Annotated in this window: 21 protein-coding genes and 1 tRNA gene; 6 read left to right on the top strand and 16 right to left on the bottom strand. The window is 60.5% G+C overall.

The features are described from left to right. From WQQ_RS01545 to WQQ_RS23470, 13 genes are all read right to left on the bottom strand, one after another. Window positions 1-312: a hypothetical protein gene (locus WQQ_RS01545; protein WP_007183279.1), complete on the bottom strand. Its 312-nt coding sequence runs from the start codon at window positions 310-312 to the stop codon at window positions 1-3. A 302-nt stretch (window positions 313-614) separates the two neighbouring features. After that, complete coding sequence (locus WQQ_RS01540) at window positions 615-917, bottom strand: HNH endonuclease (protein ID WP_040452794.1); 303 nt, start codon at window positions 915-917, stop codon at window positions 615-617. After that, a complete protein-coding gene (locus WQQ_RS24120) occupies window positions 914-1,084 on the bottom strand; it encodes a hypothetical protein (RefSeq protein WP_007183276.1) in 171 nt (56 codons plus the stop codon). Before WQQ_RS24120 ends, WQQ_RS01540 begins: the two co-directional genes overlap by 4 nt. A gap of 528 nt (window positions 1,085-1,612) precedes the next feature. After that, the gene (locus WQQ_RS01535; protein ID WP_007183275.1) at window positions 1,613-2,086 is read right to left on the bottom strand and encodes an RNA polymerase sigma factor; all 474 of its coding nucleotides are present in this window, start codon (window positions 2,084-2,086) and stop codon (window positions 1,613-1,615) included. Next, the gene (locus WQQ_RS01530) at window positions 2,083-2,355 is read right to left on the bottom strand and encodes a hypothetical protein (RefSeq protein WP_157534461.1); all 273 of its coding nucleotides are present in this window, start codon (window positions 2,353-2,355) and stop codon (window positions 2,083-2,085) included. The genes WQQ_RS01535 and WQQ_RS01530 overlap by 4 nt, the downstream gene beginning before the upstream one ends. Before the next feature lie 9 nt (window positions 2,356-2,364). Continuing rightward, window positions 2,365-3,135 carry a hypothetical protein gene (locus WQQ_RS23475; protein WP_007183274.1) on the bottom strand — a complete coding sequence of 257 codons (771 nt, stop codon included), beginning with the start codon at window positions 3,133-3,135 and terminating at the stop codon, window positions 2,365-2,367. A 193-nt stretch (window positions 3,136-3,328) separates the two neighbouring features. Beyond that, window positions 3,329-3,544 (bottom strand): hypothetical protein, encoded by a 216-nt coding sequence (locus WQQ_RS01520; protein WP_040452789.1) that lies wholly within the window; start codon window positions 3,542-3,544, stop codon window positions 3,329-3,331. Then, window positions 3,541-3,801: a hypothetical protein gene (locus tag WQQ_RS01515; RefSeq protein ID WP_040452787.1), complete on the bottom strand. Its 261-nt coding sequence runs from the start codon at window positions 3,799-3,801 to the stop codon at window positions 3,541-3,543. The genes WQQ_RS01520 and WQQ_RS01515 overlap by 4 nt, the downstream gene beginning before the upstream one ends. Further along, entirely contained in the window at window positions 3,798-4,052 is a 255-nt protein-coding gene (locus WQQ_RS01510; RefSeq protein WP_007183271.1) for a hypothetical protein, read from the bottom strand. Before WQQ_RS01510 ends, WQQ_RS01515 begins: the two co-directional genes overlap by 4 nt. Next, entirely contained in the window at window positions 4,049-4,330 is a 282-nt protein-coding gene (locus tag WQQ_RS01505) for a DUF3077 domain-containing protein (protein WP_040452785.1), read from the bottom strand. Before WQQ_RS01505 ends, WQQ_RS01510 begins: the two co-directional genes overlap by 4 nt. Further along, window positions 4,323-4,670: a hypothetical protein gene (locus WQQ_RS01500; protein ID WP_007183269.1), complete on the bottom strand. Its 348-nt coding sequence runs from the start codon at window positions 4,668-4,670 to the stop codon at window positions 4,323-4,325. Before WQQ_RS01500 ends, WQQ_RS01505 begins: the two co-directional genes overlap by 8 nt. 5 nt (window positions 4,671-4,675) lie before the next feature. Then, window positions 4,676-5,167 (bottom strand): hypothetical protein, encoded by a 492-nt coding sequence (locus WQQ_RS01495; RefSeq protein ID WP_007183268.1) that lies wholly within the window; start codon window positions 5,165-5,167, stop codon window positions 4,676-4,678. Continuing rightward, window positions 5,164-5,388 (bottom strand): helix-turn-helix domain-containing protein, encoded by a 225-nt coding sequence (locus WQQ_RS23470; protein ID WP_007183267.1) that lies wholly within the window; start codon window positions 5,386-5,388, stop codon window positions 5,164-5,166. The genes WQQ_RS01495 and WQQ_RS23470 overlap by 4 nt, the downstream gene beginning before the upstream one ends. Before the next feature lie 127 nt (window positions 5,389-5,515). Between WQQ_RS23470 and WQQ_RS25060 the strand changes: the two genes are divergently transcribed. Continuing rightward, window positions 5,516-6,082, top strand: coding sequence for an Arc family DNA-binding protein (locus WQQ_RS25060; RefSeq protein WP_050997541.1), 567 nt, complete (start codon window positions 5,516-5,518; stop codon window positions 6,080-6,082). Window positions 6,083-6,544: 462 nt separating this feature from the next. Here WQQ_RS25060 and WQQ_RS01485 read toward each other — a convergent pair whose 3' ends face one another. Both WQQ_RS01485 and WQQ_RS24115 read right to left on the bottom strand, forming a co-directional pair. After that, window positions 6,545-6,922 carry a response regulator gene (locus WQQ_RS01485; RefSeq protein ID WP_007183266.1) on the bottom strand — a complete coding sequence of 126 codons (378 nt, stop codon included), beginning with the start codon at window positions 6,920-6,922 and terminating at the stop codon, window positions 6,545-6,547. A gap of 539 nt (window positions 6,923-7,461) precedes the next feature. Next, window positions 7,462-7,854, bottom strand: coding sequence for a hypothetical protein (locus WQQ_RS24115; protein ID WP_157534460.1), 393 nt, complete (start codon window positions 7,852-7,854; stop codon window positions 7,462-7,464). A gap of 149 nt (window positions 7,855-8,003) precedes the next feature. On the opposite strand from WQQ_RS24115, the gene WQQ_RS23465 reads away from it, so the two are divergent. From WQQ_RS23465 to WQQ_RS01475, 3 genes are all read left to right on the top strand, one after another. After that, window positions 8,004-8,162, top strand: a complete 159-nt coding sequence (locus WQQ_RS23465; RefSeq protein WP_007183264.1) for a DUF3309 family protein — start codon at window positions 8,004-8,006, stop codon at window positions 8,160-8,162. A gap of 127 nt (window positions 8,163-8,289) precedes the next feature. Then, window positions 8,290-9,330, top strand: a complete 1,041-nt coding sequence (queA, locus tag WQQ_RS01480) for a tRNA preQ1(34) S-adenosylmethionine ribosyltransferase-isomerase QueA (RefSeq protein ID WP_007183263.1) — start codon at window positions 8,290-8,292, stop codon at window positions 9,328-9,330. Between the two features lie 58 nt (window positions 9,331-9,388). Continuing rightward, window positions 9,389-9,934 (top strand): glutathione peroxidase, encoded by a 546-nt coding sequence (locus WQQ_RS01475; RefSeq protein ID WP_007183262.1) that lies wholly within the window; start codon window positions 9,389-9,391, stop codon window positions 9,932-9,934. 182 nt (window positions 9,935-10,116) lie between these two features. Here the strand turns inward: WQQ_RS01475 and WQQ_RS01470 are convergent, their stop codons facing one another. After that, window positions 10,117-10,350, bottom strand: coding sequence for a hypothetical protein (locus tag WQQ_RS01470; RefSeq protein WP_007183261.1), 234 nt, complete (start codon window positions 10,348-10,350; stop codon window positions 10,117-10,119). A 300-nt stretch (window positions 10,351-10,650) separates the two neighbouring features. Between WQQ_RS01470 and WQQ_RS01465 the strand changes: the two genes are divergently transcribed. Further along, a tRNA-Ala gene (locus WQQ_RS01465) sits at window positions 10,651-10,726 on the top strand. A gap of 182 nt (window positions 10,727-10,908) precedes the next feature. After that, window positions 10,909-12,123 carry a tyrosine-type recombinase/integrase gene (locus WQQ_RS01460; protein WP_007183260.1) on the top strand — a complete coding sequence of 405 codons (1,215 nt, stop codon included), beginning with the start codon at window positions 10,909-10,911 and terminating at the stop codon, window positions 12,121-12,123. Window positions 12,124-12,149 lie beyond the last annotated feature (26 nt).

Here is a 12,149-nt window from a genome sequence, read left to right as displayed (position 1 = left end):
TTACTTCGTGTTGTCGCGCACCAGGCGCGGCGGTGTGCTGGCTTGGAATCGCGTGGCGGCTACTTCCTTCGAAGCGCGCTGTTTCGCTTCCTTCTTGCCCATATCCGAAACCTTGGGATGGCGGTATTGAGCCGCTGCAATTGCGGCCTTCACCCGCAGTGCATCGTCGGCTTTCGTGTCGCGCATCACGCTCTCAAGGAACGCCAGCGGCGTGTCGGCGGCAACTTCACCGAGAACCGGCTCGGCTTTGGGCTTCGGCTTGCGACCAGCGCCAGGACGCGCGCCGCCGCGGCCCTTCTTCTGGTCGGCCATTTTGAATCTCGTTTGAAAAGGTCAAAAAATCTCTGCGTGAGAGGAAGTGCGATTTCCAAGGCATCGTCCTCAGAACTTTTTTACCTCCCCCGGTGGCGGAGAGAGAGGAATCCGAACCTCGGCGGATTTTGAGTCCGCTGCGTCCGCTGCGTCCGCTGGGCCCGTTAGAGGAGATTTAAAGTCTCTTCTGTCTACCGGTCCGATGATGGACTGGACCGACAGGCATTGCCGAATGTGGCAGAGAGGAGGGGATTCAAACTCCTAAACCCTTGTGGCGCTCCTGTGGGTATCCGAACCCGGATTTAAGCCTTGGCGTCCTCTCGCGTCTTGGCGAGGTGGCAGCCTTCGGTGCCGTTGCACAGCACTTGGCAGTTCTCGTCGGTGTCCTCACCGCCTTGGTGTAGCGGAACGCGGTGGTCGAGCTCGTAGCCGTGCGGGTGGATCGTCAGCCGACCACACCTCGCGCAGTTCGGGTCACGCTGCCAGATACGCTTGCGGCGCTCCTGCAGCCTTCTGCCGCTGATCCGAACGTCTGCCGTCGTCACCGTCTTCAAGCGGCTTGTGGTCGCAGGCTGAAGGCGCGACGGCAGGGTTCGGAGTTTCATCCTCGGGTCAGCATGCCGAACTGAGGCGGCCGAGTCATCGCGGCGATGGCACGCTCACGCTCTTCACGGAAGAAGCGCACGTCATCCGCAATGTTCTCGAGCAATTCGTTCTGCCGCTTCGTCTGCTCAGCGATCTGCTTGAGCAACTGCTTCACGTCATCATCCATATCGGTTCCTTGGTAGTTGAAGAAGGCCCGTCTCGTGGGCAAGACGGCGATTTCAGACACGGAAGGAAAAACCGTAGGAGAGCCGTATCCAATCGCTGCCGCTGTTACTCGCCACCTGCGGCTGGGCGCTCACCAAAAATTGGTAGCGGGGGCAGGATTCGAACCTGCCAACAAAAAGCCCGCTCAATGGCGGGTTTGGTGAAAGGCTTTAGGTGAGGCTTGTCCGCATCAGATGCGGAAACATTGCCGACTCTATGCACGGAGGCAGAGGCGAATCCGCAAAACCCAATTTTCGGCTTTGCCATGAAATCAGCCATTTGCCATTTCAAATGGCGTTTGGCTATGCGGTCAGTTTGCAGACCCACGGTACTTCACCGTGACCTGGCATTTCGCTAGGAAAACGCCAAGCGAAAACCCTGCGCCGCAAACGAAAAAACCCAGCCGGTTAGGGCTGGGTTTTTCTTTCAGGCACAGTTCGTCCGAGGCGGATTATGGGGTGCTTGCATGCAAAATCGCAAGAGAGTGCGTCTATCCGGTGCGTCCCAGATGCGATGGGTCGTTGACCCCTTGGAGGTTCAGCGCGCGGCTCCCGATCATCCACTTGCTGTCGTCGATGATGTTGCCCGCGTGGTTGCGGTCGACCCCGAGCATCGATGCGATCTGCTGGATCTTCCGCCTTTCGACGTAGAACAGCTTCACCGCGCGCCGGTGCTCACCCGGCAGTTCACTGACCCAGCGCTCCACTGTGAGCGTCGTCTTCGCACGCTCGGCGATCTTCTCCATCGCATCCAGCAGTGGATCGCCGAATGCATCGTGTGTGGCCGTGCTCCTCGCCAGCCCGTCGCGCATTTCCTTCGCGCGCTCCAATGTGCGATCAGGCCGCGCGCCGATCCGCTCAAAATCGATCTCGCGATGCTCAGCCCAGTTCTCCAGCATCAACTCACCGTAGGCCACGGTGCGGGTCCGCATGTCGTATGGGGTGTCGTTGGGTGCTGCCTTCACGCCTTCACTCCGAAGAGTGAGCGGATACTTCCGGTCAGTAGTGCGACCTGTTGTTCGCGTTTGCTCCAAGTGTCGTCGGTGACTGGGTCGAGGATTGTGCGCAAGGCAGCCTCTGACCTCTCAAGGAGATCATCGGCGAGCTCGCTTCGTTCGGCGGCGTCAGGGATAACTCGCTCCATAAGTAGCTTGATAGCCATGCCCAAGGAAAATATGTGAATCGCGACCTTCTCGCTTTCCAGCAGGTCAGGCAGGGGTCTTTCGTCACTCATCATCGGCTCCTATGCAGCTTTCGGTTTCACGCGGTCATGGGTTGGGGAAGGGTTCCGCAAGGGTTTCGGATTCGCCGCCCGCGGTGAGGCACTGCTTTCAGCAGCAGAAGCAACGTCAACAGCCACAGCAGAAGCATCTGCGTTCGCAGGCGCACCTGGTATATCTATAGAGGTATACAGATTCTGTATCTGAGGATTTGGCAAAAACGGCGAAACAGATACAGTTTCTGTAGCTGAAGGCTGATCACAGATACAGTTTCTGTAGCTGTCAGATACAGTTTCTGTATCACCGTGCTCCAGTTTCTGTATCACGGATTTTTTCTTGCTCTTCCTTTCGTTGAGCCCAAGCAACTCGACTTTTTTGGGGAACTTGTCGGGCTCTGGGTTCTTTCCAAGCTTCCAGTATCCGAGCGCCACCTGCGATGCTTTGACATCAAGCTTGCCGTTGCAGTCATCAATGGCAAGAAAGGTGAGTGCGTAGAGAACCGGGCTTTTTCGGGTTGCCCATGTCGTACGCACGATCCAGCCGCGATCCTCGAGCTCGTCACGTGCAGCTGCGAGCGTCATGGGTGATTTCCAGCCGCGTGGCTGCATGATCGTCATAGCAACGCTGAGGTCGCCGTTGTTCTTACCGTTGTAGCGGTGGTGCATGTCGTGAAGCAGCTTGACCGCGCTGCCACTGAGGCCCAGATAGTTCGTGTGCTCTGCGCAGGCGTGAGGAAAGGCGGCAAAGCTGCCGCCCTCCCTTCGTCCTTTCAGCTTGGCTCGCAACTTCGCCACTCAGTGCTGATCCTCGTTCTGAGCGTCACGGTTGCCGATGAACGTTGCGAGCACCGAGTTCGCCTTTGCCTTTGCAAGCGCCTCTGCAGCGGCCGTGATACCAAGCCGATATTCCGGCTGCACCTCGGCCGCTTCGAGCGCGTCTGCGAAGCGTTGGCGAGCTGCTTCGAGGTCGGCTTGTGGAGTTTTAGGACTAAGCATTGCCTGCCTCCCGCTCCGCTGCTGCGGTCAGTACGTCCGCCACGGTCTGCAAGATGATGAAGGCGCCATGGGCCTCGTCTTCAGTGAAGCTCGCTCGTTCCGCCTCGCAAAAAGCAGAGCCCATGAAGCGAACGACTGACGCGCACTTTTCTGCGGTGTCTTTCAGGGTGTCGCCGGCCATCCAACTGACATCGATCTGAGGTTTCATTTCGCAATACCCTTCAATGCAGCTCGCGCCGCTTCGTATTCAAGTGCGTCGCGAACCATAATGAAGATCCAGCGGGCCCCATCTCCTATCGTCTGCCGGTTGGCCGCCATGTCGTCGGCGATATCGGGGTTTGTCACCGCTTCTTCGAGGAAACACAGTACGTGCGAGCAAGCAGTGAGCGTGTCCGGAGCGTAGTCGTTAACAAGGACATTGGTGGGGCGTTCGGGGGCAGCTTTGGTGGGGGCTTTGGTGATCATGCTGCGCGCTCCAGTGATTGAACTCGCGCCTTCTCGTACTCGAGTGCATCGGTGATCGTCGACATGAGCCTGGACACTGCGTCGGCATCATCTGCGCTGAAGGTGAGGCCGCTCGGGACGTTGGCGAAAGCACCAGAGAGGAAGTTGGTGAGCTTGGCGCAGTTGAGTAACGTCTCAGACGGAAGGTCGTCGGACACAAACCAGCGAAGGGCCGGCATCGGTGGCACGGCGGGTTTCGACTTGGTGCTCATGCCTTCACCTCGATGGAATCGACGACCGCCTTGGCCATCTCAAGCAGGAATAGCGACGCGAATGCCGTTTGCCTGAGATCGCATGCCATGCCCGCGCGAACGTCGTCATCCGAAAGGCTGCCGATGCCTTTGCAGAGCGAGAGAGCGACGTCCATAAAGCACGACGCTGCTTCCAGGGCATCAGAGGCCGGAACGCCAGGGCGAACCGTAAATAGCTTGGTTTCCTCGGGGTTGACCTGATGGAAGGCAAAGCAGGTGGTTGCGGCGGACTTAGCCATTGCGCACCTCCGCGGCCAGGCGCTCGAACTCATCCGCTTCGTTCGCGGCCATCTGCAGATTCGCGGCGAGTTGTCGAGCCTGAGGAGGCGTCAGGTTCGGGATGCGGAAACTCAGCCCGAAGGTGGGAATCGACGCGTCGAAGGCGACGAACGCATGCGGTGTGGGGTTGTGAACAGAGCCGCGATCAGCCCAGTAGGCGCGAGCGTCGAGCTGGCAACGGTTTTCGTTCAGTCGCTGGGTGAGGCTGAAACTTGCGCCGCCAGTCCACTCGGTCGGGTTGAAGTTGAGGAAGTGCTCGGGCGCTTTGCAGAGGGGAAGGGCAATGCTATCGTTGGGCATCGGTGTTACTCCATTGGAAGTACATCGGACGCCCCGCCGCTCGCATCGCCGCCAAGCACACGCGATCGGTGGGGTTCTTTGTTTTCGCCGGCCTGACGCCAAGCGAATGCAGCGTTGACGATCACCAGCAGCATCAAGCCGGTAAGGCTCAAAGCCTGGATCGCGCTGGCGAGCATCACGCCCTCCAGCAGCACCGCGAAGGCCCAGGCCTTGATCCGCGAACGGCACCAGCCTTCCGCCCACTCGGCGAGTGACGGCGCGCTGTAGATCAGCGAAGCCCCTACCAAGGCCCAGAGAAGGGGCTTCTCGGCGGTGATCTCGACGTGGGCCAGCACGTAGGCTGCGACGGGCAGGAAGCCCGCTGCGATGGCCGCGAGCGAACGGTGAGCTGCACGCTGCCAAGTCGATGCGGTGCGAGACGCAATGAAGCTCCGGCGCTTACCCGTGCCCGGCCCACGCTGCGCCGGCTTGCGCATGGGCGTGTCGATGGCGCTCAAGCGGCCACCTTCCTGGCCTTGCGGGCCTCTGCTTCCTTGCGAGTCAAGTAGTCCTCGATCGCGCGATGCGTGATCCGGCGGGACTTGCCGCTTTTGAACGATTCCAGTTCGCCGTCGCGGATCAGCTTGAACACCTTGCTGACGCAACTGCCGATTAAGTCTCCTGCTTCCGCAGGCGTGTAAGCCAGCTTTGGCCGTTCTGGGGTGTTGCCGTGTTTCATCGATGTCTGTCGCCTCCCTCTGAGTTCCTGTGGGTGTAACTAGCGATGTCGAGTCGCTACCATTCAAAAATATGTCGAGTCGACACTACTGTCAACTCGACATCATCACAGCTAATCTGGGGCCGATATGAGCGACTATCCGAGCGATCAACAAGATAAATTCATGCTTCGCCTGCCTGCAGGTATGAGGGCGCAGTTGCGTGATATGGCGAGAGTGCAGGGACGATCTATGAATGCCGAGATCGTCCTGCGGCTAGAGCAGTCGCTTGGTGGGGGCATGCCTGCCGAACTTGATGAACAGTTCAATGCCCAACTTGATGCTCAGCGGAGGGAATTGGCCAACTTGGAAAGATTGATTGAGGCCAAAGAAAACCAAATCGATGCGTTGACGCTTGCGCTGAACGCTGTATCAAGCGCGCACCAGGATCTGCGTAAATTTTCAGATCACTACGCGCCGCTCCTTGATTACATTCTTGACAAGTCCTCTAAGGCGAGAGTTGGGTTTGAGGGGGTCCGAGAGCAATATCTCGAGTCACGCAAACAAGTCGTGAAATCTTCGGAAGAGGCGCAGAAAGTTTCCGCAGACTTGCAAGTTGCTGCGTCAAAAATGATGGATGCCATTGAGGCAAGGATCGCGCGCTACAAGTCTGGGCTTAGCAGTTCAGCACCCGGTACTGATCGCAAGAACGAGTGACTGTTAATCATTTGGTCTGGTGCGGCGTCCCCGGCGGGCCTGAAACCTGCGACCTCACGCGAGGCAAAGAGCAGATGATTAAAAGTCAACTGCTCGACCGGTCGCGGTTGACCCGCAGCCTTGCACTCGGCAGAGCGTGCAAAGGTGTGGGGGTATCTTTGGGGGTATGTTGGCCGTTTTTAGGTGAATTTACCTCGAAAGTATTAAGCCCTCCCTAGCACACCTGATCAGTTTGTAGAAGTGCATCATAGAGTTTCATGAGTTGGCTAAGCCCCGGTAAATCCGGGGCTTTTTTGTTGCCACAGCGTTATCGAGTGCCATGATGTGCCTGCAGCTTCGCCGTAATGGGGGCGTCGATCCTGCGACTCTAGGCTTGAGCTCTTTCGGGGCGTACAGATGGCGGAAGCTATCTGGACGCGTCGGGAGCAACGCGGGAACTCGCCGCGCTGCCCTTTGTGGGGTTCACCGTATGGGGCGCTGCGCTTTCTCGATGAACATCGCGATCTGCTTTTCGAACTCGTCCTTGCTGACGAAGGCATCGGCGCCTGCGGCGGCCGCATGCTCGCGACGCTCGACGTCATCGTGGTAGCTGGCGATGACGATCAGGGGTGGCTGATGTTGAGCCTTGATCAGGCGGGTGGCTTGCAACCCTCCCATGCCAGGCATGCCGAGATCCATGATGACGAGATCGGGGCAGAGTTCTTCCGCCAAGCGGACTCCATTGAACCCGTCGTATGCCCAGCCGATCACTTCGACGTCATCCAACGATGACAGCAGTCGCAATGCGAGAGCCAGAAACGTCTGATTGTCATCGACCAACAGGATCTGCAGCGGCTTCATCGTCTATTCCCTGAGACTACGGGGCCCTGCACTTCCATGGTGCAAGGTGGCAAAGCGGCGCTCGCTTCGAGGACAAGTGGCGCAGCCAAGTATTGGCCGGGGATCCTGTTGCAACCTGCCAGGGACGGGGATTCCAAGCTCGGCGATACGGCAGCATGCCGCTGGCGAATTTACGCGCCAAGGTAAAAAGTGCTGAGTGAGCGCGGGAATTCGACCAGCGGCCGTATTGCGTGCGATCAACGGTCCGACATTTTCGCTTTCCCCGGCTGTGGCCCGGACGGAGAATCGGGGCGCAGGTAGCCGGTGGCATGCGCCTGGGCCGAGTGGCGGACAAAAAGAAGCCCCCAAAAGGGGGCCAAAGTGCGAGAAGGGCGCGTAGCCCTTCTGGAGGAGACTGGCTATGCCTCGGAGCCGGAGCTCAACGAGCCATGTTGCGGTGCAGTATATAGAAACTTACTGAAAGGTAAATAGGGCCGTCGAGCGCCTTGACGCGAAGGCGGTGCAACGCCCATCGCAGCATTGCGGGTAAGGCGGCCTGCTTACCGATCTTCCCAGCTGTCATCGACTTCCGCCTGCTGTGTCTCGGCATAGGCCAGGCAGCCCTCCACGAACGAGGACGATTCGTTGTCGCAATCGACGGGGTCGTCGACGCGCATCTGTTCTGCCCAGTTGTATCCGGCTTCCTGCTCGAAACAGCCTGCTGTGCAAGGGCTGTCCTCCGGCGGTTCCTTGTTTTTTGGAACGAGGACCGCGGTGCTTCGAGTTTCGCCGCTCGAGATTGACTGCGCCGGTTCGGGGGCTGCGGCGTTTGGGGCGGCAGCCGTTAGCGGTCTGGCTACCGCATGGGCAGTGGGAACCTCGTGACGAGACGCCCAGTGAACCAGCAGCGCCAGGGTCGCGGCTCCACCTGCCAATTTCAAACTCGTGCGCATCTCGCTCGCCCACGGCATCCGTATCAACGCGACAGCCTAGCGCGGCTGTTTGCCATTTTGATTAAACCGGCGGGCCCGGTTTCCGAAGCAGGTGCGAATCGTTCAGCCTTTCCGGTACACGCTGGAGCTTCAAACGCAAGAGGCCCGCCATGACGACCGGAACCATTCTGCTGATCATCCTGTTGCTTGCACTGCTCGGCGTGCTGCCGGTATTTCCGCATAGCCGCAGCTGGGGCTATGGACCGTCCGGGGGGCTGCTCGCTGCGGTCATCATCGTGGCGGTGCTTTTGTTCGGGGGCTTCGTCTGATCGGGTGCCCCGCCCGTCGCCGTCGCGTCGGTTCGCGGAGGTTGGCGCGAATGGTTCAGTACCGTCGAATGCGCGGGGCTTCAGGCTGAAACCGGCGGGCTCCGCTGTGTAAACTGCGCGCCTTCTTATGCGCCGCTCCGATTTCAACTACGAACTCCCCCCGGAACTGATCGCCCAGTTTCCGGCTGAGCGACGCAGTGCCAGTCGCCTGCTCGAGCTTGCACCCAATGGCACGCTGGCTGACCGACAGATGCGCGATTTCGCTTCGCTGATCGAGCCGGGCGATTTGCTCATTTTCAATGACACCCGCGTGATTCCGGCTCGCCTGTTCGGGCGCAAGCCGACGGGCGGACGTGTCGAGATTTTGATCGAGCGGCTGCTTGGCGAGCGCGAGGCGCTCGCGCAGGTCGGTGCGTCGAAAACGCCCAAGCCAGGCGGCGAGATCCTGATCGATCTGGCCGATGGCGAAGCGCCTGCGGTGCTCGTGATGATCGATCGGCAGGACGACATGTTCCGCCTGCAGTTGCATTCGGCGGGCAGCTTCGAGCGCTTGATGGAGCGCGTCGGCCGGCTGCCGCTACCGCCCTATATCGAGCATGCGCCGGGCGGTTTCGATGCGGAGCGCTATCAAACCGTGTTCGCGGCGAAGCCGGGCGCTGTCGCGGCGCCGACGGCCGGGCTGCATTTCGACGACACCTTGCTGGCGGATTTGAATTCCCGCGGGGTGCGGACGGCTACGCTGACGCTGCACGTCGGCGCCGGCACGTTCCAGCCATTGCGCGTCGATGATGTATCCGAGCATCGCATGCACGCCGAGCGCTACGAGATTTCGCCGGAGCTTTGCGAGGCGATCGTCCGGACCAAGGCACGGGGTGGTCGCGTCGTCGCCGTCGGGACTACGGTGACGCGAGCGCTTGAATCGGCCGCGCTCAGTGGAACGCTGCAGTCCGGCGCGGGCGAGACACGGCTGTTCATCACTCCGGGCTACCGCTTCAATGTCGTCGATCGCTTGCTGACCAATTTCCACTTGCCCGAAAGCACGCTGCTGATGCTCGTGAGCGCTTTCGCGGGCTACGAGCGCATCATGGCCGCCTATCGACATGCGGTGCAGCAGCGTTATCGATTTTTCAGCTACGGCGACGCCATGCTGCTGACCCGGCAAGGCTAGAATCGAAGACTGGCTGTTCAACAAGCCGATTCGCAAGACAAGGCCGACGGAGAATCACATGAGTGTCTACGATTACAGCGCCAAGACCATCAAGGGACAGGAGCAGTCGCTCAGCGCATACAAGGGCAGGCTGCTGCTGATCGTCAACGTGGCGAGCAAGTGCGGTTTCACGCCGCAGTACACGGGCCTGGAAGCGCTGTACAAAAAGTACAACGGCAAGGGGTTGGAGATTCTCGGCTTTCCGTGCGATCAGTTCGGTCATCAGGAGCCGGGCACCGAAGCCGAGATCGAAGAGTTCTGCTCGCTCAACTACGGTGTGAGCTTTCCGCTGTTCGCCAAGATCGAAGTCAACGGCGCGGATGCGCATCCGCTGTATCGCTACCTGCGCAAGGAGCAGCCGGGCCACTTCGACGAGAACTTGCCCGGTGCGCAGCGCCTGGTCTCGCATCTCAAAGCCAATTTCCCGGAGTTGATCGGCACCGACGCGGTCAAGTGGAACTTCACCAAGTTCCTCGTCGATCAGCAGGGCAAGGTCGTCAATCGCTACGAATCGGTCGCCACGCCCGAAGAGATCGATCAGGATCTGGCCAAGCTGTTGGGCTGAGCCATCGGGTTGAGATTCAAGGCCGGCGCGCGCGCCGGCGGTATGCGATGCGCTGACGGATAAAACAAAAGCCGGGCTGCAACAGCGGCCCGGCTTTTTGTTCGATGCACCGGGATCGCCTCGCAGGGCTCATCGACGGATGCACAAGGCCTGCGCCAGGCGGCGCAGGGCTGACGAGTGCCTCAGCGACGCGGGCGAACGTCGTCGAGGAGATCGAAGTCGTCGCCGACGAGGCGGCGCAGCTCGCGCATCTCCTTCAACTTCTCGACGTCGCGCCAGTCGCGCAGCTTGCCTGCGGAGACGGCTTCGACAGGCTCGACGTTCACGTCTTCTTCGAGTCCTTCGCTTTCTTCGGCGAATTCATCGAAGTTCTTGGCGGGCTCCGCCTGCGGCTTGGGTTTGGGCTTTCGGGCCATCGCTGCTGAGTTGTGGACCAGTGCGGCGCCTATTTAGCAGGGTTTTTTTTCCGCGTGAAGAGGGCGCTGCGAAATGGTCGAACAGATGGTGTGAAGCTCTCGCGGACGATGATTGGCCCCGCCGCTTTTGCGCACATCGTTGCGGCGCCGAAGCATCGGCCCTGGCGCGACCGCACGCATTCCGCCGCGCATCAGCCGGCCGACCTGCGAGCCGCCGCTTGGCCCAAGGGCTTCGTCCTGAGGCTCTCGGAGAGGGGCTGTTTTCTGGCCGATGACTCGCTATACTGCGCGCCCTTGTGTGGGGCGGTAGCTCAGCTGGGAGAGCGTCGCGTTCGCAATGCGAAGGTCGGGAGTTCGATCCTCCTCCGCTCCACCATTACAGGTTCCATAGACGTCCAAAGATGCACAGATAACCCCGCTAAACGCGGGGTTTTTCTTTGGTTTCTCTGTTTTTGCTTCCACCGTCGTCCGCCGACTTCCAGCACTTGCGCCGGGTAACTTTCCGGGTAACTTCGGGATCACCGAACGAGTTACCCGACTTCGAGTTACCCGACGACCATGAAGCTCACCGACACCGGCATCCGCGCGGCCAAACCCAAGGCCAAGCCCTACAAGCTGCCTCGCGAAGACGGCCTGTTCCTGCTGATCAACCCGAGCGGTTCCAAGTGGTGGCGCCTGGCGTACAGCTTCGACGGCAAGGAGAAGCTGCTTTCCTTGGGCGTGTATCCCGAAGTCAGCCTGGCCGATGCCCGCCGCCGGCGGGATGAGGCACGCAAGCTGCTCGCGGCAGGTGTCGACCCGAGCGGGCACAGGAAGGCCGAAAAGCTGGCCGGAGCGGAGCGAGCCGCCAACAGCTTCGAGGTGATTGCTCGGGAGTGGTTCGGCAAGTTCTCGACCCGCTGGGCTCCCAGTCACTCATCCAAGACCATCGGCCGGCTTGAGCGGGATGTGTTCCCGTGGCTCGGTGATCGGGCCGTCGCCAGCGTCACCGCCCCTGAGCTCCTGACGGTACTGCGGCGCGTGGAGGCCCGCGGCGCCCTGGAGACTGCCCACCGAATCCTGCAGGTCAGCGGCCAGATATTTCGCTACGCCATCGCCACCGGCCGGGCCGAACGTGATCCGTCCCAGGATCTGCGCGGTGCCCTCGCGCCCTGGAAGCCCGAGCATTACCCGTCGATCACCGAGCCCAAGGCCATCGGCGGCCTGCTGCGCGCGATCGATGGTTTCTCCGGCACCTTCCCGGTTGCCTGCGCCCTCAAACTCGCCCCGATGCTGTTCGTGCGTCCCGGCGAGCTGCGCCAAATGGAATGGGCAGAGGTCGATCTCGACTCAGCGGAGTGGAGTATCCCGGCAGGCAAGATGAAAACGCGCGAGCCGCATCTCGTACCCCTGCCGACGCAGGCTATTGCCATCCTGCGCGAGCTGCAGCCGTTCAGCGGGCGAGGGCAGTTCGTCTTCCCTGGTGTTCGCAGCCCGCGCAAGCCGATGAGCGACGCGGCTTTGAATGCAGCCCTGCGACGTCTGGGCTATCCCAAAGAAGTAATGACGCTGCACGGTTTCCGCGCAACGGCGCGCACGCTGCTGGATGAGACCTTGGGCTTTCGTCCGGACTTCATCGAGCACCAGCTCGCGCACGCGGTCCGCGATCCCAATGGCCGCGCGTACAACCGCACGTCGCACCTGCCCGAGCGCCGCAAGATGATGCAGGCCTGGGCCGACTATCTGGATACGCTGACGGCCCCGGCCGCGGTGTTGCCGCTGCGCGCCGCTTGATCGCTGTACCGCGAAGCCCTGCGGCG

It is taken from the genome of Hydrocarboniphaga effusa AP103 (assembly GCF_000271305.1).
Classification (GTDB): Bacteria; Pseudomonadota; Gammaproteobacteria; order Nevskiales; family Nevskiaceae; genus Hydrocarboniphaga; species Hydrocarboniphaga effusa.
The sequence above is the reverse complement of the archived record's forward strand: the minus strand, read 5'-3'. Positions and strand labels throughout refer to the sequence as shown.